The 24,876-nt window shown below is 48.6% G+C and carries 13 protein-coding genes and 2 other RNA genes; 4 read left to right on the forward strand and 11 right to left on the reverse strand.

Going from position 1 to position 24,876, the window contains the following annotated elements; translation table 11 throughout:
- From HP568_RS27940 to HP568_RS27960, 5 genes are all read right to left on the reverse strand, one after another.
- The coding region (locus HP568_RS27940; protein WP_173630817.1) for an SDR family NAD(P)-dependent oxidoreductase at positions 1-5,436 on the reverse strand (5,436 nt) is incomplete at its 3' end.
- A gap of 49 nt (positions 5,437-5,485) precedes the next feature.
- Positions 5,486-10,045: a type I polyketide synthase gene (locus HP568_RS27945; RefSeq protein WP_173630818.1), complete on the reverse strand. Its 4,560-nt coding sequence runs from the start codon at positions 10,043-10,045 to the stop codon at positions 5,486-5,488.
- 17 nt (positions 10,046-10,062) lie between these two features.
- Positions 10,063-13,362: an ACP S-malonyltransferase gene (gene fabD / locus HP568_RS27950; protein ID WP_173630819.1), complete on the reverse strand. Its 3,300-nt coding sequence runs from the start codon at positions 13,360-13,362 to the stop codon at positions 10,063-10,065.
- Positions 13,363-13,378: 16 nt separating this feature from the next.
- On the reverse strand, positions 13,379-14,068 hold the full coding sequence (locus tag HP568_RS27955) for an MBL fold metallo-hydrolase (RefSeq protein WP_173630820.1): 690 nt from the start codon (positions 14,066-14,068) through the stop codon (positions 13,379-13,381).
- Between the two features lie 118 nt (positions 14,069-14,186).
- Positions 14,187-14,894, reverse strand: coding sequence for a 4'-phosphopantetheinyl transferase family protein (locus HP568_RS27960; RefSeq protein WP_173630821.1), 708 nt, complete (start codon positions 14,892-14,894; stop codon positions 14,187-14,189).
- A gap of 344 nt (positions 14,895-15,238) precedes the next feature.
- Here HP568_RS27960 and loaP point away from each other — a divergent pair, with 344 nt between their 5' ends.
- Positions 15,239-15,769, forward strand: coding sequence for an antiterminator LoaP (gene loaP / locus HP568_RS27965; RefSeq protein ID WP_048034934.1), 531 nt, complete (start codon positions 15,239-15,241; stop codon positions 15,767-15,769).
- Between the two features lie 370 nt (positions 15,770-16,139).
- Here loaP and ssrA (HP568_RS27970) read toward each other — a convergent pair.
- The 6 genes from ssrA (HP568_RS27970) to secG all read right to left on the reverse strand — a co-directional run bounded on the left by ssrA (HP568_RS27970) (position 16,140) and on the right by secG (position 22,515).
- Positions 16,140-16,443: a transfer-messenger RNA gene (gene ssrA, locus HP568_RS27970) on the reverse strand.
- Between the two features lie 69 nt (positions 16,444-16,512).
- On the reverse strand, positions 16,513-18,273 hold the full coding sequence (locus HP568_RS30305) for a nuclease-related domain-containing protein (RefSeq protein ID WP_483862133.1): 1,761 nt from the start codon (positions 18,271-18,273) through the stop codon (positions 16,513-16,515).
- Between the two features lie 210 nt (positions 18,274-18,483).
- Positions 18,484-18,839: a transfer-messenger RNA gene (ssrA, locus tag HP568_RS27980) on the reverse strand.
- 158 nt (positions 18,840-18,997) lie between these two features.
- Positions 18,998-19,471: an SsrA-binding protein SmpB gene (gene smpB / locus HP568_RS27985; RefSeq protein WP_048034936.1), complete on the reverse strand. Its 474-nt coding sequence runs from the start codon at positions 19,469-19,471 to the stop codon at positions 18,998-19,000.
- A 148-nt stretch (positions 19,472-19,619) separates the two neighbouring features.
- Positions 19,620-22,130 (reverse strand): ribonuclease R, encoded by a 2,511-nt coding sequence (gene rnr, locus HP568_RS27990; protein WP_048034937.1) that lies wholly within the window; start codon positions 22,128-22,130, stop codon positions 19,620-19,622.
- A gap of 142 nt (positions 22,131-22,272) precedes the next feature.
- Positions 22,273-22,515 carry a preprotein translocase subunit SecG gene (gene secG, locus HP568_RS27995; RefSeq protein ID WP_007728789.1) on the reverse strand — a complete coding sequence of 81 codons (243 nt, stop codon included), beginning with the start codon at positions 22,513-22,515 and terminating at the stop codon, positions 22,273-22,275.
- A 282-nt stretch (positions 22,516-22,797) separates the two neighbouring features.
- On the opposite strand from secG, the gene HP568_RS28000 reads away from it, so the two are divergent.
- The 3 genes from HP568_RS28000 to HP568_RS28010 all read left to right on the forward strand — a co-directional run bounded on the left by HP568_RS28000 (position 22,798) and on the right by HP568_RS28010 (position 24,789).
- Positions 22,798-23,193, forward strand: a complete 396-nt coding sequence (locus HP568_RS28000; RefSeq protein WP_007728788.1) for a YqzM family protein — start codon at positions 22,798-22,800, stop codon at positions 23,191-23,193.
- Between the two features lie 82 nt (positions 23,194-23,275).
- Positions 23,276-24,025: an ABC transporter ATP-binding protein gene (locus tag HP568_RS28005; RefSeq protein WP_048034938.1), complete on the forward strand. Its 750-nt coding sequence runs from the start codon at positions 23,276-23,278 to the stop codon at positions 24,023-24,025.
- Positions 24,025-24,789, forward strand: a complete 765-nt coding sequence (locus tag HP568_RS28010; RefSeq protein WP_173630822.1) for an ABC transporter permease — start codon at positions 24,025-24,027, stop codon at positions 24,787-24,789. The genes HP568_RS28005 and HP568_RS28010 overlap by 1 nt, the downstream gene beginning before the upstream one ends.
- Positions 24,790-24,876: the final 87 nt, after the last annotated feature.

Here is a 24,876-nt window from a genome sequence, read left to right on the forward strand (position 1 = left end):
CGCCCGCATGCCGCCTTCTTGCCATAACGGCCAGCTAATGGAACAAGTACGGCCTTTTCTTTGGCCCTCCGCGGCAAGTCTGCTGCGGAAGGCGGCATACGCGTCCATAAACGCGTTCGCCGTGCTATAGTCCGCCTGCCCGGGATTGCCAAGCCAAGCAACCACAGATGAAAACATGACGAATACATCCAAAGGGATATGCTTCGTTGCTTCATCCAGGTGGACGAGCCCCGAAACCTTAGGAGCCAATACCGCATTCCATTCGTCCTTGCTTTTGCGAAGTAAATAATTATCCGCATGCACGCCGGCGCTGTGAAGGACCCCGTTCAATCCTCCGTACTCCGTCTCGATAGCGTGAACCAGCCGCTCTACCTCCTCCTTCCGTGTCATATCCGCTTGCTTGTATACAATGTCGGCGTTTCCCGAAACTGAATTTTTGATCTCGTACAGCTTATATGGATCGTACTGTGCTCGGCCGGTCAGAATGATCGTCGCTCCACGTACGGCTCGGGCGATTTCCTTCGCAAAAATGATACCCAAGCCGCCTGCTCCGCCCGTAATGAGATAAACGCCATCGTCCTTCCATAACCGGGAGTTCGTTCCCTCTCCTGGAGCCCGCCTCTTGAGTGTCATCACCATACGACGGGAACCTTGATAGCCGATATGCGTATCCTCGGGATGATCGAGATTATCGCGAAGCTTTTGCACGATTGCGTACTCTGTATCGTCTTGCGATATTTCGATCAATTGCCCTGACATATGCGGGTTTTCCAGACGCATCGTTTTTAGCAGCCCGCGCAGTCCCGCCAGCAGCTCGCGTCCGCTACCGGGGGTATAAACGATCTGTATGACGCCTCTCCCTGTTACTTGGCGCAGCAAGTGCTGGGTCTCTTCGAAGATCCGCTGCGCGAAGCGGCTGAATCTCTGCTCCATGGCGTCCTCTTCGGCCGTCAGCACCAAGCAACGGACACCGGGAAACGCGCTTTCCACCGATGCTTGCAGCATGGGAGCGGGCTCGCACAGGATCACGGTATGCTCGGTTACTGGCGAATTCGCCATTCCAGGCTGTGGAGCTTTGTCCCTCCATTCCGGAACCATAAAAAGGACATCCTCTTGCCTGGCACCCGCCTCCATCGCTCTGGCGCAATACCCCTTCATTCGTACGCAAATATTCCCCTGCTCGTCCAGCAGATCGATGTCAAGGCTTGGAAGCTGATTGTGTCGACCGCTGCCGCTGCTGAAGCGGGCGAAAGCCCACATAACAGGCAGGCATTCATTCAGCAGCTCCAACTCCTCTAGCGCAAAAGGAAGCGGCGGAGAGGTATCTGGTTGGTAGCCGACTTCCGTATCGAGTCCGAGCAGCAGGCATGAAGCTGCCTGCAGCGCGCCGTCCAGCAAGCTCGGGTGCAGCGCAAAACTCTGCACAGACGCAGCTAAGGATTCGGGAAGCACCAGCTTCGCAAGCGCCTTGCCCTGTCCGGTGAGCAGAATGTCCATGACCTGATGAGAAGGACCATAATTGACACCGATCCTATTAAATGTCTCGTAGCATTCCGTCCGGCTGATCGAACGTGTAACACATTCCTTCAGTAGCCGGTCGATCGGAATGCTCGGCTGCTCACCCGGCTCCTCCAGGCATACGGAGCCTTCACTGCATAAGACGGTTTCGGCTTCTGCCGAACCGTATACCCGAAAAGCAATATCGCCGTCGGTTGACGGTGTCAGCGTAATTTCGGCCGAAACGGCTGCAGCCCCTGCCGTAATGGGCTTAGCCCATATCACATTTTTGAGCCGAATCTTCTTCCCGCTGTATTCCCCATCGCTTACGGCCGACTGAACGGCCGCCCGTGCCATCTCTAAATATGCAGCTCCTGGCAGCACCCGCTGCCCATGCACCACATGGTCTTCCAAGAAAAACTCTTTGCCGGTAAAGATCGACTTAAACCGTTGTTCGGCAAACGTAGAGACATTCCGATGCAGCAATGGATGAAAAGCCTCCGAGGATTGCAAAGCTTCCTGTGCTCCTGCATGCGGACTGCTCTCGCCCTCGTTTACCCAATACCGCTCATCGGCAAAGGGGTAGGTCGGAAGAGACACTCTGTTATAACTGCACCCCTCGAACAATTGTTCATAGTTCAAGGAATAGCCTTGGCTGTATAAGTCTGCCACGGCAGTCAGACTCTCGATAAACTTGGCATCTTGGTCGGCCGCTGCACAAATGGCTATACATTCATTGCCATACTGTTTCAGATCCGGCTTCTCCCGTTGCTCTTTCGTTAGGGCATCAGATCCATAGATACCCGGACCTTCTCCATTCATCAGCCAAGTTTCAAGCCTGAGAAGAAGCTCCTCCGTATCTCTGGCCAAGAAGGCGAGCCGGTCGGCAAAATGTCTCCGTCCGAGAAGAAGCGTTAAGCTCATATCCCCGATGAATATACTGCCGTTCTCTCGCCTGCAAAACGCAGCGAGCCGTTCCGCTTGCCTGCGCAGCTGCTCACCTGTCCGAGCCGACAGTACAATCAAGTAGAGAGAGCGCTGCCGCTTACCGCGTCTGATATGCGGCGGCGCCTCCTCAATGACCGCATGGGCGTTCGTGCCGCTGAAGCCAAACGAGCTGACAGCAGCGCGGCGCGGCGTGCCGGGCTCCGTCTCCCAAGCCCGAATGGACTTGTTGATGAAAAACGGACTGCCTTCCAGGCGGATATTCGAATTGATGCGCTCTGCGTGCAGCGACGGCGGTAGCCGCTTATGCTTCAAAGCAAGCAATATTTTCATAACGCCGGCTACTCCGGCAGCGCCGACTGAATGGCCGATATTCGTTTTGATCGAACCAAGAGCGCAATAATGCTCCTTATCCGTATAATGCCGGAACGCACGCGTTAAGGCCTGAAACTCGATCGGATCGCCCAGTCTTGTTCCCGTTCCATGCGCCTCCATCATTTGGATCCCCTGCGGATCGAGCTGGAAGCGGTCATACACTTGGCGCTCCAATCGTTCCTGGGATTTGGCGCTTGGCGCTGTAATGCCGTTGGTCGTTCCATCCTGATTAATTCCGGAGCCCCGGATGACACCATAAATATGGTCGCCGTCTGCCAATGCGTCCTTCAATCGCTTCAGCATCACGACACCAACCCCTTCGCCGGGTACAAAGCCGTCCGCCCGTTCATCGAACGTATAGCAGCGGCCGCTCGGCGAGAGCATCCCGGCTCGAATGGCGTTTTCATAAAATCGAGTCGTCGCTTGCACGAAAACACCGCCCGCCAATGCCATTTCGACCTCATTGGACCAAAGCGCTTGGCAAGCCAAATGAATAGCCGTCAGCGAGCTGGAGCAAGCCGTGTCAATCGTAACCGCAGGCCCCTGCAAATTAAGAAAGTACGCGATACGAGATGGGATTACGGATATGGCGTTCCCCCAAAACGATTGAGCCGGCGGATGATTACCAAACAATTCATTGTAATCGCTTCCACAGCATCCGACATAGACCCCGCATTGCCGGCTTGAAACTGCCGATCCCGCGTAGCCCGCATCCTCAAGCGTTTTCCACGCTTCTTCGAGAAACAGCCTTTGCTGAGGGTCCATATACGATGCTTCCAGTCCCGAAATATTGAAGAACATTGGATCAAACCGGTCGATATGGTCCAAAAAGCTGCCGTCGCGGCAAGCATCCGAGCCGCTCCAGGCCAGGTGGGAAGAAATATCCCAGCGGGTGATTGGGCCCACCAAATCATGGCCGCTTGCGATATGCTGCCACAGCTCGTCCGTCGTTTCCGAGCCGGCAAACCGTCCGCTCATCCCGATAATCGCAATGCCCTCCGCCGTCATCGGGTCACGAGCAATCTCCTGCTCTTGCTCCGCAGTATCGATTACGACGCTGTCGGCTACAGCATTAGCTGCTTCTGCTTCTACTTTTGGTTCAAGCACATTTTTATGTATAAAAACGTCCATATAAGCCGACTGGATATGTGCAGTCAATTCGTTCACGGAGGAGTAGTCGAACAGACTCGTCGTTTCCAGCTCCACCTTTAGCGCCTCGTTCAATATACGCACCAGATGAATGCCAAGGATGGAGTCGACGCCGTAATCAGCAAACGATTCATCGTCTTGGATAATATCGGCACTCACCTTCAACGATTCGGCCAGTTTCTCTCGAATAACCGCTCGAATCGTTTCGGATATCGCGTGCTGATCGATGTCCTGAACGTTCGCCGCTTCTACCTTGACAAGCGGCGCTGGGTAACCATGCTGTGTTTCGATCCGATCCAAGCGTTCCGAAGACGAAGCCCGAGCTCCCCCAGGCTCTGCAACTCCGGCAGAGGCCGGACGTTTTTCAAGCTGTCGAACGATGCCGTCGCTCTCTGCAATGACAATTTGCTGCCCCCATTCATGTCTGTCTTCAGCAGGGAAAAATACGTGCCGAAAACCCTCCGCCTCCAGCACCCGCTTCCATGTCTCGGGGTACAAGCCGGGACAGCCGGGTATTCGGAGCTCTGCATCCTCATACTTCCACCAGCCTTCCAGAAATCCGAAGGTAAGATGGGAGAACAGGGAGTTGTCATTTAATTCATTGAGAAGAAGCAGCCCATTCTTTTTAAGCGCGGCTTTGGCATTGCGCAGTGTTTGCCTGATCTGCTTTGTAGCATGAAGAACATTCGTCGCAATCACCAGCTCATAGGCTCCCGGCTCTATGTGCTGCTCCGCTAGGGGTTTCTCCAGATCGAATATTTGACAGGTCAAATACGGATTGTCAGGCCGGTATTCTTTCTCGGCGTGCATAAAAAAAGCGCGGGACAGATCCGTGTAGCAGTACTCCTCAATATTCGCCTGGTACGGTTTCAGCTTGCGAAAGACCATCGCGCTCGTTCCGCCCGTGCCGGCGCCGATCTCTAAAATCCGGATGCGTACCGATGCGTCCTGACGCTTTCGTTCTTTTACATAATCGACCACGAAGTCTGCGATCACTTCATTGAAGTAATCCGCGGCCAGATTGTTCTTGTAAATCCCCTCCGTCAGCGCCATGGAGGCCTGAGGGAATATAACGTCGGTTGCAGGCATTTTGCCCGTAATGATCTCCGGCAGCGCCTTAAGCGTGGCTTCGGCCAAGACGGCCTGCGCTTTAAGATTCGGGTCGGCGAGCCACTCCGTTTTTTGTCGGTCCCATTCTGCCCAGATGGTCTCGATATGGACAAGCGATGTATCGTAAACATTGATATTGCCGCCGCTAACCTCGAGATAACCGTGCCGCGCAAGTGCGGCGACACTTTCTTCCAGCCATCTTTCGTATATCCCGCGCAAGCCGGCAGCTGCTTTTAGCGCATCCATTGTCGTATTCCGTTCCCTAAACATGCCAATCGATTGCAGTTGACCCCAGAGTAGCCGGCAAAGAAGCGGATCGTTCCACTTCATTTGCAGACTTCCAACCTTAAATCCCGACATTAGCAGGCCATCCTTTCTTTTATTATGCATCGCCTTCGGATATTGGGTATTAGCTCTTGTCAGCGCCGATTCTTATTGCCTCGCGCACATATGAACCGATCTGACGCAACGATGCTTGAGCAGACAGCTCGGCCGGCTGTAAATCGATATGATACTGCTGATTTACCGATATGAGCATTTCGTTAAGAACGACCGCATCGACCCCGTATTCCTCCAGACGAGTATCCACACCAATTTCACCGAAATCTACTTGAAGCCATTCAGCGGCTAAACCGGATAAGTACGTCAGCACAGGATCGGCTGTCTCATCGACAGATACCGAAGAAGCAACTACAGGATACTCCTGCTCCGATGCACTGCGCCTCTTTCGCTCCGATATCAACCGTTGGATATTGGACGAGAGCTGTTCCGGATAGTTTGCAATCCATTCATCATGCTTCATATCAATTAGCGGATAAGGCTTTGTTGTTTTGATTAGCATCATTTGGTCAAACGGCCCAGCAAGGAGCGTCTCCAGTGCGTCCATCGCTTCTTCCGGCTCGATGGAGCCAACCCCTGCTTGTGCCATGCGCTTTTGGTAATGTTCCGAGGAAACGATGCCTGTGCCTCCCCAGTAGCCCCAGTTTATGACCTTCACTTTGCATGGCCATTCCATCGCCAGACGCTGTGCGAATGCATCTTTGAAGGTGCACCCTGCCGCGTAATTGCTCTGACCTCCGGGTTTTGCAAAAGAGTTCATGGAAGAGAAGAACAAGACGAAATCCAGTGGTTCCTTTCCGAATGCCTGTACGATCCGTACGCTCACATCCACCTTTGCCGTCAATCCCGCTGCGAACCGTTCCTCCGACATATTCGCCAAACTTTGATCCAAAAGCACAATTGCCGAGTGTATGACGCCATGGATCTGTCCGTAGCTGGATTTTATGCTCTCGTACGCCAGTTTCAGTGCCTTCCCGTCCTTTGCGTCTGCTTGGATGTAGCACGGAGACGGCCCCAGTTTTGACAGCCGATCGATCTTCTCCTGAATACCGGCGTCAATCTCCCGCCGGCCAATCCAGACGATGTTCGCCTGGTACCGGCGAATCATATATTCGCTCCATGCTTCTCCGATTCCGCCGGTTCCGCCGATTACCGCATAGACCCCTCCCTTCCGATAGGCTGTACCTTCGGGTTTGGGGATCTGCGCCGGGATCATTTTCTGCCGGTACCACTCCCTGGACCGGTATGCCCATACGTCGCCCCGGTCATCAGGCGGCAATGCGATCAACTCTTCAATCGGCCAGGCATCCTCCCGCTCCAAATCGGCAAAGCTAACTGACCAGTTCGGATATTCCTTGGCCATCGAGCCGATAAGCCCATGCAGGCTTGCATGAGCCGGCTGAATCGTTTCCTTCTGGAATACCTGCACCGTTTGGAATGTGATGACGCTCCACTTTAACGGCTTTGCGCCATATCCAAGCATCAGCAGCACTTTGATGATCCGAAACAGGAACAGCACGCCTTCATGCTGCGCCGCAAGCATCGCATCCGATTCCGCTGACTCTATCGAATCGTCAGGCGCAATCCAAACAAAATGGCCGATCTCGCCGCACTGCCCCAGCTTTCGTGCCAATACTTCTAGGTCATCCTCCACCTGTAGCTCTACATCCTGCGCATTCGGAATAACCCGCCATATCTTGTCACGGCTCGCTGCCGAACCTCCAGCTATTACGGTTCGCAGTTTCGGAGCATCCGTTTTACGTGCAGCCGGTGTGATCGGGTCCCATAGCGGCACCATTAATCCCGCATATGCCTTTGACGCCTCCGGTTTTGCAGGAACTGAGACGCCGCCTGCGAACCCGCCCTCAAGCGGCCTTAGGACGAAGCCCTTGATGCTCACACAGACGCTGCCATCCTCATCGCATACATCAATACGGAGACGTTTAGCCTTTTTGCTGTCCTCCGCATCTTCCTGGCTTACAATCGCCCAAGCAGCAGAAGCGTACGGACGTATAATTTCGAGCTCTCTCAGCGTAAAAGGCAGCAAGGGCTTGTTACTTTCACCAACGGTCGTTTGTCCCGCATTTGAATAACTGTAAACCGCCGTCTGCAAAGCGGCGTCCATCATGCTCGGATGAAGAACAAAGTGATTTCGCGTATCGGAAATGGGTTCCGGCAACAACAGCTTAGCGGCAATAAAGCCATCCATTTGATATAGTTGCTCAATTCCTTGATGAGCCGGACCATAATGAAGACCCATCCCCCTCATACGTTCATAACAGACGAGCGATGGGACGGGGGTTCGCCCGGATTTTAAGAAATCTTGAATTTGCTGTTTCCTGGAAGCCGGATCAGCCGAACGAAACGAGACATAACCTTCGCAATGAAGAACACGATCTTGCTCTAATTCACCGGATACGCTGTACACTTGAAAGCTGCAGCTATCGTCATTTTGCACCGAAAGCGACACATGAACCTCAACGGAGCTATCCGTCACAATAACAGGCTGCGACCACACCACCCGATTCAGGACGATACGCTTACGCTCACCTAACCATTTTCTGCCGGCCTGTTCAGCCGCCTCGCGAACCATTTCCAAGTAAACGACACCTGGTAATACACGCTTCCCGGCGACGACATGATGAGCGAGAAAAAATTCCTCTCCTGTGAAAACCGAAGTGTAACGAACCCCAGCAAAGTCCGATGTGTTCCGATGCAGTACAGGATGAAGCTCACCTATACCTCCGCTGCCTGACGTCGGCACAATGGCAGATTCCGGAGTACTGCCCGTAATCCAGTATCGGTCTTTGGTAAAAGCATAGGCAGGCAGTCGAAGTCTATTCAGGTCCATTCCTTCAAAGAGCGCCCATTCATCGAAGTCATAGCCCTTTACATACAGCTCTGCCAAAGCCGATATTTTCTCCCGATACTTTTGCGTATCATTCACACATTCACGGAGCTCCCGGATCAGTAGTCCTGCCAGCTCTTGAAAAAGCGCACTTTTGATCTTTTCTATTTTGGATGCTTCTTGCTTCAAAAATTGCTGTGCTTCTTCCCTGTCGGACAGCAGCTCCTTTAAACGACCTTTAAGCTCCTCCACACTTTGAGCCGCGATAGCGGTACGAATGCCAAAATGCTGTTTGCGCAACAGCAAGGCGGCACTTAGGTCCGCGGCTTCGCACTCGCTTCCTTCGCTGTCCAACCATGCGACTAACGTCTCTAGCGATAGAAGAAGCGATTTTTCAGACTTTGCGGAAAAACAAAATAGATGGCATGGCAATCCATGCTGCGCCATCTTGCGAGACGACCGCTGCGGCGCTTCCTCGATCAGCACATGCGCATTCGTCCCTCCGAAGCCGAACGAGCTTACGCCGGCTCTTCTCGGAAGCGGCTGTTGATTATGATCCAAAAGCGGCTCCCATTCCCGCGGCCGGTCCACCATATAGAAAGGAGTCCCGGTCAATTCAACCCGATGGTTCAACGTTTTGAAATTTTGTAATCCAGGGAGTGTTTTGTACTTCATGGAAAGCAGCACTTTAATCACGCCCGCGATGCCTGCTGCGGATTCGGCATGCCCGATACTTGTTTTGGCTGAACCGATGCCGCAATAATGATGACTAAGCGGCTTATCCATCTCTGCTTCGAGTTTTTGAAACGCAAGCGTAAGGCCCTGAAACTCAATCGGATCGCCTTTAGGCGTCCCGGTGCCGTGTGCCTCCATATAATTCACCTGATCCGGCGTTAGACCCGCTTTGCGGAACGCCTCCTCGATGACTTCAGCCTGCGCCTGTGCATTCGGATAAGTTAAGGTGTGTGTCTTGCCGACATGATTCACTGCGCTTCCTTTAATGACGCCATAGATTAAATCGCCATCCTTTTCCGCCAGTGCCAAGGGCTTAAGCAAAATAAGACCGGCGCCGTCACTGCGGACATAGCCATCCGCGTTATCATCAAACGTTTTACAGGAGCCCGTAGGTGACAGCATGCCGGTTCTGGAAAATGAAATATGGCGGGTCGGAGTCAGGATCAAACTGACGCCACCCGCCAAAGCCATGCTGCATTCACCGGTCTGCAGCGATTGGACCGCCAAATGAATCGCTTGCAGCGAACTTGAGCATGAGCTGTCCACTGAAAGGCTGGGCCCTCTCAGATTCATAAAATGGGATATTCGATTCGCGATAACAGTAGCTGCGGTTCCCGTCGAATAATGAGCTTCAATAAGGCTGGAGGGCCTCTCCTGCAGTTCCTTGTAATCCAAGTTGAACACGCCGATATAGACCCCTGTCTTGCTGCCCGATAACGTTGACGGGACGATCCCGGCATCTTCAAGACACGACCAGGAAAGCTCAAGCATCATCCGCTGCTGCGGGTCCATCACCTCCGCTTCTCTGGCCGATATGCCGAAGAACGCAGCATCAAAAGCGTCTACATCGTCAATAAAGCCGCCCCATTTGCTGTTGGTCTTCGCATATTCAACTTTCGGATCTCCCCAATAGTCTCTCCAGTCCCACCGCTCCTTGGGAATTTCCCGGATGGATGAACGGCCCTCGATCAAATTGGACCAGTATTCATGATAATTCCGCGCTCCAGGTAGTCTGCAGGACATCCCGATGATTGCTATATCACCCATAACGTTCTCCTTCTCAGTCAATTGCCAACCAATTCGGAAATTCGGCGGTTCAACAGGGCTGCCGTTTCATTCAGCAGCATCTCGCCAATCTGATCGATATGACGGTTTCTCCAATGCTCCAGCTCCGTACCCAGCACCCACTGGTTAAATGCTCCGAGCGCAGGACCGCAATGAATTTGGTAATCTACCTTATGTTCCTTGCTGCCCGTCATCGCCAACCGCGTCGAATAGGAGAAATACCACTTGAATATAAGGGCCATTTTATGCTTCGGATTACGCTCCGCCTTCTCGATTTCGGCAGGAGCTTTGTGTGCTATCACTTCCTGATAGATTTCTTCAAAGGAGCGATGGAAAAACTTATCCTGAATACGCTCCCTTGTCGCCTCGTCTATTTCTTCCAAGGCGTTGAAATGCCGGTACAGATCATACAATTTATTCGCTCTTGCGGGGAAAAACAGGCCCTTCTTTAAAACCTGTATCTTGGCGCCAATTTCAAACATATCGCCCGCCGGAGCATAATCGGTATCCTGCACATTCGCCTGCTGCAGAAGGTCTTTAGCGGCATCACTAGTCGCAGCCTCCACCGTACATTGGTTAATAGAACCAGTCACAAGGAAATCCGCACCTAGCAATATCGCGGCAGCCGCCGCCTCAGGAGTTCCGATCCCTCCGGCAGCACCTACGGAAATCTCGCTCGTATAACCATGTTCGCGTACTATGTCGTCACGCAGCCTGATCAACGTCGGCATGAGCACATACGCGCTGCCTTGATCGGTATGTCCGCCCGAATCCGCTTCGACGCACAGATCGTCGGCAACCGGCACCATTTGCAGCAAGCGACCTTCTTCCTGCGTGATTTTACCTTCTTGAACAAGCCTCTCAATGATCCGCTCCGGTGCCGGCCTTAGGAAATTAGATGCGACCTCCGGCCTGGAAACCTTGGCGATAATTTTATTTCGAATCTCCACCGTTCCGTCCGCTCTTCTTGTCAGTCCCTTCGCCCGATATTTAATTAGCGCAGGAGTCATCGTAATGAAGGAAGAAGCCTCTATTACGGTTATGCCGTACTTCAAGTAAAGATCAGCAACCGCTTCTTCGAGAGCCTGGTTATCCGGATGGTGAAGAAAATTCATTCCATAGGGCTCGCCGCTGCGTAATTGGCGCTGAATGTCCCGAATCGCTTCCTCGATTTGCGTAATCCTTAGTCCTCCGGAGCCAAAGAAACAGAGCATGCCGGCCTTTCCGGCTTTCACAACCATTTCAGCCGAGGCAATCCCCTTGTACATGGCTCCCAAAACATAGGCATATTTCAGACCATACCGTTCCTTGAATGCCGGGCTGCCAAGCGAAGCTGCAGTGATTGTCTTCCGGGCGCTGGGCATAAAGACCGATTCCCTGTCAACCATCGGCAGGTTGTTCTCGTTCTTTTGTTCGTTTGTGCTCGGCTCTTCCGGCGTTTCATCCTCTACGAATAACGGAGAGCTCGACTGCCTGATCTTCTCCGTCAACTTTGTAAGCACGTCCTTAGGCCCGACCTCCTCGAACAGCTCTACCTCTTTTCCCATTAAATAGCGAATGGTGTCCGTCCAATTGACGGAGCTTGTGATTTGCTCAGTCAAGTTGCGTTTGATTTCGTTGAACGGACAGGGACGGGCAGATACGTTTGCGATGACAGGGATAACAGGCTTGTTGAAGGTAAAGTTATTCAAAAATTGCTCAAATTCTTTCTTCGCTTCATTCATATACCGGGAATGGAATGCGCCGCTGACATTAAGCGGAATATACATCCCTGCCCCGGCCTGTTCAAAAATGCGCTGCGCCTCCATTATATGGTCTTTACGCCCCGACAAGACGGTTTGCACGGGCGAATTATAGTTGGCAACGTCGATTTCCAAGTGTCCATTCCGGCAAATAATGTCTTCAACCTCTTGCGCTTGCATGCCGATTACTGCCGCCATTCCTCCGCCTGCAGCCAGGGCCATCAGCTCGCCCCGCTTCTTAACGAGACGCAGTCCGGTTTCGAAATCGAAAACCTCTGCCGCAAACAGGGCGTTATACTCGCCCAAGCTATGACCGGCTACAAAGTCGGGACGTCTGCCTGTTTCCTTTCTTTTCTTCATATACATCAGAGCATTGACCGTGTATAAAAGCGGTTGGGTAAAAGCTGTGTTGCCCAGCTGATGCTTCGGATCGTTCAGGCATAGCTCCTTTACCGAATAACCAAGAATGGCATCCGCCTTTGCAGTCAAATCCGGAAATTCATCAAAAAGCCCCTCCCCCATGCCAACGTGCTGCGAGCCTTGTCCTGGAAAAAGATATGCGATCATGCTTTTATCGTTCCCTCCCGTAATCGAGTCATTTGGTCGTGCAATCGTTCGCTTGAGCTCATTCATTTTCTCAAAGTCAAAACCGTATACCGTCATAAGCACAGCGCTTTCAGAGCTTGAATCGTCCTTAAGAAGCCGTTTCGTGAAATTTGCGAGCACCCCCGAAGGGCTCAAATCCAAATAAACGGCCGGCTGTTCCCGCTCCATAGCAGTTACTGCTTCCCGAAACCTCATCGGCTGCCTGACCACATCCCAGAAGTATTCGTGTCTCACAGCTTCAACCAATTCTCCATACATGCCGGAACAAAAAGGAATGGCCGGTTTCTGAAGCGATAAAGTACGAAGATGACTGATAAACGCGTTTTCGGCAGGATCAATTTCCCTAGAATGGAACGCGTAGGAGACAGGAAGCCGAATGGAAGCAATACCTTTATCCCTCAAATGCGTATGAATGCCGTCCAAGCCCACATTACCGCCCGCGATCACAAAATGCCCATCGTAGTTAACTCCTGCCAGCTCGCTGTTGTGATGTAAGAGCGGGTTCTCCCGAAAGGTGCGCGGATCATCCAATACAGCCAGCATCCCCCCGCCTTCACAACTCATCTCAAAGATTTGAGCTTGTTTGATGACAGCAATGAGAGCCTGCTCCGGGTCCACAATATTGGAGACAGCGGCCGCGACAAATTCCCCGAGACTGCTGCCCAGCACATAATCAGGAAAGATCCCGTGATGAAGCATTTCTTGTGCCAAGGCGTACTGCACCATAAAAAGAGCCGGATGAGTAAAAAGTGTGCGATCGAAGGCTTCTGCTTTCGAATGTCGAGGGTCATAGAGCAACTGCATGATGGACCGCTCAACTAACGGTTCGGCAATTTGATCCAGCCGGGTCATCCATTTTTTGAATACATCTCCCTCGGCCAGGAGCGTCTCACCCATGTGATAATATTGGGAGCCTTGACCCGAGAACATAAACACGACTTTTTTCTCCATTGTCCCCTCCGTTTTACTATCGTCTCTCTTTCGAATCCGAGCCATAGCCTTGAGCATGACGCATTCGGAACGAAATGAATTGCGCGCGTTTCACAAGGTGAAAATAGATGTTGTTCTCCAATAAATACCAAAGTGGATATCCAGGCTCTTTCCCGTATGAATGTCCAGGATAGATTCTGGCGTAGATCGGCACGGTGTCTCGTATTTTTTGCAAGCTGTCGAACATATCATCCGGATTTCCGCCGGTTGTATCGCATCTGCCGCAGCCTTCGATAAATAGCGTATCTCCTGTTATCAAACAACCGGACAATAGATAACAGGCGCTTCCGGCCGTATGGCCCGGCGTAAGCATACAGGTAATCGTGGTGTTGCCCAGCGAAATGGTATCCAAATCGTTAAATGTATGTAAATTGGGCGCAGAAAACGCGTAATACTGCGCTTCCTTCTCTGATATGTACACATTGGGCCCATACCGCACACTTAGCAATTCCACAAGATTGACGTGATCAAAATGGGAATGAGTTAACAAAATGGCATGCAGCTTCACGTCCAGCTCCTCGATCACCGTCAAAATTCGATCGATCTCCCAAGAAGGATCTACAAGAGCGGCCAGCTTTGTCGCTTTATCGACGATTAAATAATTGTAATTGGACAATTTATTGAGATAGCTGGTACAAATGGTATGGATCTGATAGGATTCGCTCATCGCAGCTACCTCTCCCTTCAAGAGCAAAACCCAAAACAAAATAGCCCCACTAAGTGGAGCTCTTCCTTCGAAGCCTAATTCTTTTCTATAAACACAACTTTTAATTTATAGTTGCTCTTCATTTACTGCAGCCGCAATCGAATGCCAGAAAATGATTTTGCATTTGCAAGGGATCTAAATGCCACTCGCTTTTGCGAGGGGCTACGATTGACCAGACGTAGCCGCCAGTCAGGTACGTTTTGGCGCTGTACTGCGGAAAATTCGTGAACGTACTCACATAAAACCCGCTGTAAGACTGAATCGTTTCGATCTCCAGCAATTCGAACGGGATGGTAAGTCCCGTACGAAGCACCTTTGATAGCGCCTCTTTGCTGGACCACAACAACGTTAACAAGAATGCTTTGTTGCTAATAACAGTTGCGCCGCTCTCCATCTCCGCCGCTGTCATTAGACTGGCCATTGTTTCGTTTCTTGACGGATTGATAGCTTCCACATCGATTCCCATTGGGCTTCCTTCGGGGAAAACAATAGCAGCTCCCATGCATTGGCAATGAGAAATGCTGACCGCTAATTTATCCGGGCTACCGGTATGAAGAACTGGCTGTCCGAAGACTCCCTGGCTAATGGTTATCTTTGTTAAATCAGACCGGCTCATCATTGTCGAAGCCGCTCGTTTGGCAGCTATTCTGCCAAGCACATAATTTCTCTTTCCGACATCATATTTCATTTTTCGATAATCTTCTATTTCGTCGAGGCCGAATATAAGCGGATCTATCCCAGGTTCCTTATCCTCGCTGATATGAACGAAGCTTAGTCCGACGTTCATGATTAGATCAGGCCTATTCAACACGATGTATTTCTCGAACGAACGCCACTGCAAAGATGACCACCACCCAAAAATGGACATGACGAGACATTTCGCGGCTATATAGCAGCAAAAAAAATGGCATCGAATATTCAGAATCCAAAGCGAACTAACGTGCCGAAACAACGATTAGCTCGTGCCGTTTGGGACTATGTACAAAGATAGTTTAGTGAATTATAATATTTATATCCGTATTTTACCACAATTGTATTTTACCACAATTTCAAAAGTCGAATTTTAAAATTATGTCGATATTTCAAGAATTATGTGACATTTTCAACTTACATTCTATGAGGTGGGAATTGATGAATTGGTATGCCCTTTATGTAGAGACCGGATACGAAGAACGAGTGGCCAAATTTCTTTCGGATAAATTCTCTTCTCACCAATTAAGGGCCGTTGTACCGAAAAGAAGGCTTCCTGAACGAAAACAGGGTCTTATTACCCACCCTTTAAAAATTATGTTTCCGGGTTATCTACTCATTCAAACGAATTTGGACACGAAGACATACTACGACATTAAAGAAACACCCAGAATCTTCAGACTACTAAATAGCAATAAGCAGACAAGACAACGATCGGATGGTTTACTGGAAGTGTCCCAAATCCAGGAAGCAGAAATCCGTCCGATTTTAAAATTGCTGGACACAGACGGGGTGCTCGGATATTCAACCTTAATGATGACCGGCTCCAAAATTACCGTCAAGAAAGGTCCCCTTGCCGGAAAAGAAGGAATAATAAAGAAAGTGAACCGTCGAAAGAAAAGAGCCAAAATTGCAATTGACTTTCTGGGAGACGAGAGAATGATTGACGTTGGAATTGAAATATTGGAATAAATACTCATATGGCGATAAAAAGGGCTTATTGCGTACGATATTTCACCTAACGAAAGAACTGCTGAATTGAAAAGTAGGTTCGTCCCGTCAATTATAAACTCCAAAATGTAAAAGAGACAATCTCTTCGTGCTTCGAAATATAATAATAACCCGATCTGAAGGTCGGGTTATTTCTTAAATCGCAGTAGTTGAATTTGCTTTACACTCATTATGAACACCTTGCTTCTAAAAGGCCGCCCTTATGCCCGAATATAAATAAAAAACTTTAAAGCATATGTTTGCCTAAAGTTTTTTAAAGCACAATCTTGCCGTTGCGGCAAATATATGATTTAAGTCATAACCCTCATCAGGTGGCTTCACTTTATGTATTTGGTGGAGGCGGGGGGATTCGAACCCCCGCCGAAAACAGCGATACATGAGCATCTCCGAGCGCAGTCACTCATTTAAATTTCGGTACCGGATTCGCGGAGTGACGCGCTGACCCGGCACCTAGCCTGATTGATCTTCTTCCTTTGACCCCAGGCGGAGGTCTCCGGCGTATCCCACTAAAGTTGAGCGCTAGTCACGCCACATGGGCGATGGAATGGTAGCGCCTTACTGGTTTAGGAAATGAAAGTCCTTTTTAAGACCCTTTACTATAACTTTGACATTCCTATTGAAAATGAAGGAGCCCCTTTCTACTAGAGTGAATAGTTGCTCATTAGAATTTTGTATAGTGTGATAATGTAATTTAGCGTTTAGTGTTATTTAGATTTCTCTATTATCCACTCACTTAAATTTGTCCATGTGATAACAGGATATAAAAGATCTTCATCTAGTGAAGCTACTGAAAAGCTACTTGTTGTAATGACCCCAGAGACCTTAATGTTAGCATATTCTTTAAAGCATTCTCCCATAAATTCTATAACGTCTCTCTTATTTTCATTGATAACATTAATTTTTTGACTTAACTTATACTGCACTGATTTTTTGTTAATTTTTTTATATTTCCCATACTCATTTGCAACAGATTTTGGAGTAGTTCTTAAATTTGTATTTTTACATTCAATTACATAAATATGATCCTTATACAGTAGGAGAACATCTATTTGACCAGGTAACTCAATACATTTTCCGTTATTTAAAATATCTTTTTGGCCTATGTTAGCTTTAATTTTTGGTTCCACTAAGTTGTCCTTTAAATCTTTATATACTGCAGTCTCAAACTTTTCGTCCTCAATTCCAGTTATTTCATGCAATCTATTCTTTAACTCTAAGTTACTAACATCACCATTTTTTAAATCCTTATAAAAACCAAGTAGACTATACTTTAACAAACCTACAGGACATATAAATAGATCATTTATTTTAACTAAACAATTTCTGGTTATCCTACTTTTCTTTTTAGAAACATCTTTAAAAAGCTCGTCTCTATTTATATGAAGGGTAAGATATTCGAAAGCTAACTCGGCTTCCTCGTTATTACAGCTAGTAAAAAATTTAATCATCATAATCCACGTATCTTTATCTCCAATTAAAAACTCGTCACCGTTATTATAAGTATTAGAAACTCCTTCTCTCAGGGATAACATCTGTTCTAAATTTAGACCATAAAAGATCTTTACAATTTTACTTATCTTTTGTTCAATTTCTTTATCACTGAAGAATGATTTTCTATTAGACATATCCCTGTAATATTTCTCATAAAAAACAGATGAAAAGCTTAGATTATTGCTTGTTCTAATAAAACCATCATATGTTATGTTTAAATCTTCCTTTTCATACATACCTTCACTAAATTCCACTTTTAACAAACGAATTTCATTAATTGCTCTTGAAATCCCAAGGACTTGCCCATATTCAAAAGAATTGTTTTCTTTGATAAACGTATCTCCACTTTCCTTCACAATGTGGTAAGCATTTTCAATTGCTATTTCTAAACTAAGTCGATCACTCGCTAATTGAACTTCTAAATCAGAATAAATCTCTTTAATACAAATCGGGTTTTGGATATTATTTAGCCCGATAGATTCAAATGATTTAACAAAGTCTAAACTATCTAAGATAATATTAGCAAAGTTATCGTTTGTTCTTTCAAAGTTCCGATTATTTTTATTTCTAAACCAGAGAACAATATTTTGCGCTAAAAATCTATTGTATTCCATATTACTTACAAGAGATACTAAGTAGTTCACAGAATTTAATTTTATTAAATTAGTTAGTTCATCATAAAGATACCCTAAAATTAGGTTCAAAACTTGAATTTTATCGTTTTTTAATTTGTACTCTGTATTTTCTAAATTCAATCTCTTTATAATTTCTTTTATGTAACTCTCTCCATCAAATCGTGGAAAATTGAAATTCCTTGAATTGCCCATAATAACTTTATCATCAATTTTTACAGGCGTATTCAATAGTAACCAATTATAAGTATCGTTAACATATATTTCGTATGCTATACCGCAATATTGTTCAATTGAACATTTAATCATACTACAATTTTCACATTCAGTTTTTTCCCCCATATATAAACTCAATAGATTAAAGGAACTATTTTTTTTACACTTAGTACATATCATAATATTCAATCCCCTAATTATTTTTCAGAATTAATCCAGTTACCAAATAAACAATTAGTTATAGAGATACAAAAATAGACACCAGGAATCATGGTGTCTATTTTTCGCCTACATTTTGTACTTCTTTTATTATTTGTTTACTTTTTAATATGTATTTGGTGGAGGCGGGGGGATTCGAACCCCCGTCCGAAAACAGCGATACATGAGCATCTCCGAGCGCAGTCACTCATTTAAATTTCGGTACCGGATTCGCGGAGTGACGCGCTGACCCGTTACCTAGCCTGATTGATCTTCTTCCTTCGGCTCCAGGCGGAAGCCTCCGGCGTATCCCACTAAAGTTGAGCGCTAGTCATGCCACATGGGCGATGGAATGGTAGCGCCTCACTGGTTATTAAGCAGCGAGAGAAAGTTGTTTGTTGCCAGTTAATGGCGTTCCGCGTTGTTGACGAGGTCCGCAGCCCCCCGGCTCGCTTCTCATGCTCTACCATCCCCGTCGAATCCAGAACGCCCCCAGGTAGGAGAGAAAAAGTCTAGGTGAAGAGCCATTAAATCCGCACCTAGACTATATTGTAACTAACAGTGTATTGGCTTGTTGTTGCTTATTAAATATAGCACAGGCGACAACCAAAACTCAACGTTGATTGCTACCAAGCCTGCCAGTGCAATCCAATCAGCCTTTTTGGCGTTCGCGCAGAGCACGCTCGATATCACGTGCAGACTCTTTTTTCTTGAGGTCTTCGCGCTTGTCGTAGTTCTTTTTCCCTTTGACAAGTGCGAGCTCGACCTTGGCCCAGCCGCCCTTCAAATAAATGCTGAGCGGGACCAGCGAGTACCCTCTTTCGCGAATCAGACCATTGAGCTTGAGGATTTCCAAGCGGCGCATCAGGAGCTTGCGAGTCCGCTCTGGCTCATGGTTAAAACGATTTCCCTGCTCGTACGGACTGATGTGCACATTGTACAGAAGCAATTCGCCATTGTGCACACGGGCGAAGCTGTCCTTGAGCTGGACACGCGCCGCACGCACGGACTTGATCTCCGTACCGGTCAGCTCAATGCCTGCCTCGTATACTTGCTCGATGTGGTAATCGTGGCGCGCTTTTCGGTTTTGGGCGATTGTCTTGGTTCCGGCCTTATCTTTTGACATGGAGATCACCTCACTTGTACGTACTGCGTTTCGTACCAGTTAGTCTAGCAAATTTTGCCCATTGTGGCAAGTCATTTACCCGGTAAATAGACATCCCCGAAAAGGGAAACGGATCGTTCCAAGTACTTTTCGGGGATTAAACAACTGTTTAACGGCGTTTCCGTTTCGCCTGACTGGCTACATTTTTGCGATTCTTTTTCTTGGACTTGACGAGATCTTCCCAGAATCCCTTCTGGCGTTTCGCTGGGGTATCCCCTTCTCCTGCACCAATTGGCAGCACTTCTTCACCGCTCGATGCTCTGCCCGATCCAGCACGACGAGGAGGTTTGTTCCCTTCCGCTTTGCGGCGATCCTTGTATTTCTGGCGGATTTCCGCCGGATGCTTTTTATCCTTTTGACGATCTGGTCTGTCAGGACGATCTGCACGGCCTGCGCGTGAACGATCTTGTTTGCCACGTGTCGGCTTACGATCTCCACCACGGCCATCTATTACACGAGGCGTACGCTCACGGCTGCCGCGGAAGCCAGCCTTTGGCATCCCGACGATTTCGAAGTCGATGGTGCGTTCATCCACGTTGACATTCGCTACACGTACCTCGACGACATCCCCGATCCGGTACTGCTTGCCTGTACGCTCACCGACCAACGCAAACATTTTCTCATGGTAATGATAGTAGTCGTCGGTCAAAAAGCTGACGTGCACCAAGCCTTCAATGGTATTAGGTAGCTCAACGAAAATCCCAAACGACGTAACGCTGGAGATGACGCCTTCGAATTCTTCTCCCACTCGCTCAAGCATGAACTCTGCTTTTTTCAGATCATCTGTTTCACGCTCGGCATCGACAGCCAACCGTTCACGCTGTGATGCATGCTCCGCGATTACTGGCATTTGCTCTGCCCAGTACCCCAGACGTTTTTCTGAAATTTGATTTCCCAGCTCGATCCATTCGCGAATGCGGCGATGGACGATCAGGTCAGGATAACGGCGAATCGGCGAAGTAAAATGGGTATAAAACTCCGTAGACAAGCCGTAATGCCCCAGACTTTCCGCGTCGTAGCGCGCTTGCTTCATCGAACGCAGCATGACGGTGCTGATAATAATTTCTTCCGGCGTTCCTTTTACCTCTTCCAGCAACTGCTGCAACGCGCGTGGATGGACAGAATTGCCCTTCCCGCGGATCGAGTAGCCAAAATTCGTGATGAACTCCATGAAGGCCATGAGCTTCTCAGCGTTCGGGTCTTCGTGAATCCGGTACATGAACGGCTGCTTCATCCAGTGAAAATGCTCGGCCACTGTTTCGTTGGCAGCGAGCATGAACTCCTCAATGATCTGCTCCGCAATCGATCTCGTACGAAAGCCGATTTCGGTAGGGGTTCCCTCTTCATCGACGTAAATTTTTGCTTCGCGGAAATCGAAGTCAATCGCACCGCGCTGCATCCGTTTTTTACGCAGCTTCAAGGCCAGCTCTTTCATATCCTCGAACATCGGGACGAGTCTGCTGTACTTTTCGGTCAAGGCTTCGTCCTTGTCTTCCAAAATACTGCGTACATCTGCATACGTCATGCGCTCATCTGTACGAATCACACTCAAAAAGATGTCGTACTTCACGGTGTTTCCGCTCGAGTCCATCTCCATATCGCAGGAAATCGTCAGTCGATCTACCTGCGGATTGAGACTGCATATGCCGTTGGACAAACGATGTGGCAGCATCGGGATAACGCGGTCAACTAAGTAGACGCTAGTACCACGGCGATACGCTTCATTGTCCAGCTGAGACTTTTCACGAACATAGTAGCTGACATCAGCGATATGCACGCCGAGTCTTACGTTTCCATTTGGCAGCCTCTCCAAGGAAACGGCATCGTCTAAGTCTTTGGCATCCGCACCGTCGATCGTAACCATCATCCGCTCGCGCAAATCTCGACGACCGCTGATCTCCTCCTCGGAAATCTCATCTGGTGCTGCCTCAGCCTCTTCTAACACGTCATCTGGAAAAGCTTCCGGCAGGTTGAACTTGCGGATGATCGACAGGATATCGACACCCGGATCGTTCTTATGGCCGAGAATCTCGACGACCTCACCCTCAGGATTCACTCGACCCTCTGGGTAACGAACGATGTTCACGACTACCTTATGACCATCTACGGCACCGTTATAGGCTTCTTTTGGGATAAAAATATCCTTGCCGAGCCGCTTTTCGTCGGGAATGACAAACGCGTAATACGTCTCGTCCTTGAACGTCCCTACTACCTGCTTCATTCCTCGTTCGACGATGCGAATAATTTGCCCTTCCAGACGATTGCCGCCCGCTTCCTTTTCCACACGAACCAGCACGGTATCCCCATGCAGCGCACCGTTCATATCATTCGCATGAACGTATACGTCCTCCATGCCCTGTGTTTCCGGGATCACAAATCCAAAGCCCTTTGGATGACTTTGCAGACGTCCACGTACCAGATTCATTTTTTCAGGCACGCCATACCGATTCGCTCTGGTGCGGATCACCTCTCCGCTCGCTTCCAGTGCATTCAGCGTTTTCACAAGCTCCTTGAACGTGGCAGAATCTTTGATTCCAAACGCTTCTTCCAGTTCCCTCACCGTCATCGGGTGATATGCTTGCTCTCGCATAAACGCGAGTATTTTTTCTTGGTCTTCCATTCACAAACCTCCTTTTTCGCGTGGCATTCCCGCGTTTCTCCATGACCATCCTATTATGTAGTATTCACCGTTCCCGCATATCGCAATCGGAATAGAGAAAAAGACAGCAAGTTGCACTCGCTGTCTTTCGGCCGTTCGTCTATTACGCTCCTGATTTCAAGAAATACCCGAGCAAAATCGCAAAAATCATGAAGCCAACCGCAAATACAACGGTCAGTTTCCCTAAAAGTGCGTCAATCCCGCGGGCTTTTTGTTTGCCCATCAGTTGCTCTGCGCCGCCACCAATCGCTCCGGAAAGGCCGGCACTTTTTCCCGATTGCAGCAACACGACGATAATTAAGCCAATACTTGCGATCACAAGTAAAATTTTCGCAGCTAATGCCATTTTCATTCACCTCAAAACGTATTTCCAAGGCGGAAAAAACCAATACAACAACTTTATCACACTTGTCTGGTAACAGCAACCCGCTATCCCTTCCATTATAAGAGAAATTCTTTCAAATAATATTGACTGTTATAAGGTAGAATAAGAGCAACGTGTTTTTACGAAAAAATGGCAAATTGTGTACTTTCTTTGTCTTGTTTGGTAGTCGCCTTGATATTGTCAAACTTTTGCCGTAAAATTACCATGAAACTTTATTATTTTGCTTTGGGAGGTCTTTGTCAGATGGCTGGGTCCAACAAAAAAGACATGAATCAAAACGATGTAATTGATTCCGCGAAGGCCTTTTTCACTTCGTTTGGTATCTTGTTTCTAGTTTTTCTCATTGCACTTGTAGGATCAATTATTTTTCCACCAAAACATGGGGAAGAGGCCAATGGTGGCGGCGCACCAACTGCACAAATTGACGCTGCTGCTGTATTCAAACAAAATTGCGCTTCCTGTCACGGTCAAAATCTCGAAGGCATTGCAGGTCCAAACCTGACGAAAATTGGAGCAACGCTCAGCGCTGACGACATTGCTAAAATCATCAAAGACGGTAAGGGCGGCATGCCTCCTGGAATGCTGAAGAAACAACCAGAAATTCAAGCGGTTTCACAGTGGCTGTCGGAGAAAAAATAAGTACATAGATAGCCTGTAAGAAAGAAACACCGAAGACTCGTCCTCTTCGGTGTTTTCCGCGTTAATGGGGAGGCTTTTACATATGACCATCAAGATTGAAGCTTTAGGGAAACAAATCCACTCTCCCACGAGTACATGGTTGTTCCGTGACATAAACGCGAGTATTGATGAACCTACGATAATTGGAATTCTGGGGAAATCGGGACAGGGAAAAAGCACCTTGCTTCGTATTTTGGGTCGCCTTCTACAACCTGACGCCGGTACGGTTTCCTTGGAGAATAAAGAAATGTCACTGTGGGACGCGAGAGCTTGGCGAATGAAAATCAGTTATGTGGCACAGCAAGCCGTCATGCTGCCCGGCAACGTGGAAGACAACCTGCGGACAGTGAGCAGCCTGCATCAGCGTCCTTTTGATAAGAAGCTCGCCTTAGGCTTGATGGAGCAGTTATATATGGAAGAGATCGATTGGTCAAAACCAGCCGCTCAACTATCTGGCGGAGAAAAGCAACGGCTCGCGCTCGTTCGCAGTCTGTTGCTCCAGCCACCTGTCCTGCTGCTGGATGAGGTCACCGCTTCACTCGATCCGAAAAGCAAGCAGGCTGCTGAGCGGCTCCTCGTCGATTTGCACCACCAAACGGGAACGACCTTAGTTTGGGTCACGCATGATTTAGAAGAAGCGCGAGTCGCTTGCAAGCGCATTTGGTTTATGGCCAACCACCTGCTCGCAGAAGACGCTGAATGTGAAGCGTTTTTCCACTCGCCCCAATCCGTGGAAGCTCGTGAATTTTTGCAAGATGGTAATGTCCATGCTGCCCTAAGTGGGGTGCAGTGATGACGCATACGTTTACGGTTTCATACATGTGGCTACTCTTTGCCTATGCCTTTGTTTTCATCGCCCTCCTGCTCTCTGTTTGGCAGAAGCTCGGTTTGGAAAAAGACATTTTGATTGGCACCATTCGCTCTACCGTTCAATTGCTCGCGATCGGCTACGTCCTCCATTTTGTCTTTGCTGCCGATAGTGTCTGGTTTATTTTATTGATCATTCTCATGATGATCTGCGTCGCTTCGTGGAACGCTGCCAGCAGAGCGAAGCATTTATCGGGGATTTTTTGGCGGATCTCCCTTTCCCTTGCGATCACAGAGGTCATCACCATGGGACTGTTGGTTATACTCGGGCTTGTCTCTCCTACGCCGCAGTACCTCATCCCGATGAGCGGCATGATTATTGGCAGCTCCATGATCGTCACGAGCCTTTTTCTCACGCATATGAACAGAGAAGTGGAAGCCTCTCGTGGGGAAATCGAGACACTGCTTTGTCTGGGAGCCACTACACGCCAAGCCGTACATGTGGTGTTGAAGCGCGCGGTCAAAGCGAGCATGATTCCTACCTTTGATACGATGAAAACAATCGGACTCGTCCAGTTGCCAGGAATGATGACCGGAATGATCGTCGCGGGTGCCAGTCCCATCGAGGCCGTACGCTATCAAATCCTCATTATGCTCAGCTTTAGCTCCTCTGCTGCTATTTCGGCGGTTCTGATCAGCATGCTCAGTTATCAGCTCTGGTTTACGCGGGACTCCATGCTCCACTCTTAAATACACACACTGTCGGACACAGCTTCCGGCAGTTTTTTTGTTTTTGTAATGAAATGCACCCTGAGTCGTCAAATTACAAGTAGAACG

It is taken from the genome of Brevibacillus sp. MS2.2, assembly GCF_013284345.1.
In the GTDB taxonomy this organism is placed as follows: domain Bacteria; phylum Bacillota; class Bacilli; order Brevibacillales; family Brevibacillaceae; genus Brevibacillus; species Brevibacillus brevis_C.

Coding starts and splice junctions, on each gene's coding strand:
- HP568_RS27945 (WP_173630818.1), bottom strand. CDS start 10,045: ATGGGTGATATAGCAATCATCGGGATGTCCTGCAGACTACCTGGAGCG.
- fabD (WP_173630819.1), bottom strand. CDS start 13,362: ATGGAGAAAAAAGTCGTGTTTATGTTCTCGGGTCAAGGCTCCCAATAT.
- HP568_RS27955 (WP_173630820.1), bottom strand. CDS start 14,068: ATGAGCGAATCCTATCAGATCCATACCATTTGTACCAGCTATCTCAAT.
- HP568_RS27960 (WP_173630821.1), bottom strand. CDS start 14,894: ATGAACGTCGGACTAAGCTTCGTTCATATCAGCGAGGATAAGGAACCT.
- loaP (WP_048034934.1), top strand. CDS start 15,239: ATGAATTGGTATGCCCTTTATGTAGAGACCGGATACGAAGAACGAGTG.
- HP568_RS30305 (WP_483862133.1), bottom strand. CDS start 18,273: ATGGGGGAAAAAACTGAATGTGAAAATTGTAGTATGATTAAATGTTCA.
- smpB (WP_048034936.1), bottom strand. CDS start 19,471: ATGTCAAAAGATAAGGCCGGAACCAAGACAATCGCCCAAAACCGAAAA.
- rnr (WP_048034937.1), bottom strand. CDS start 22,130: ATGGAAGACCAAGAAAAAATACTCGCGTTTATGCGAGAGCAAGCATAT.
- secG (WP_007728789.1), bottom strand. CDS start 22,515: ATGGCATTAGCTGCGAAAATTTTACTTGTGATCGCAAGTATTGGCTTA.
- HP568_RS28000 (WP_007728788.1), top strand. CDS start 22,798: ATGGCTGGGTCCAACAAAAAAGACATGAATCAAAACGATGTAATTGAT.
- HP568_RS28005 (WP_048034938.1), top strand. CDS start 23,276: ATGACCATCAAGATTGAAGCTTTAGGGAAACAAATCCACTCTCCCACG.
- HP568_RS28010 (WP_173630822.1), top strand. CDS start 24,025: ATGACGCATACGTTTACGGTTTCATACATGTGGCTACTCTTTGCCTAT.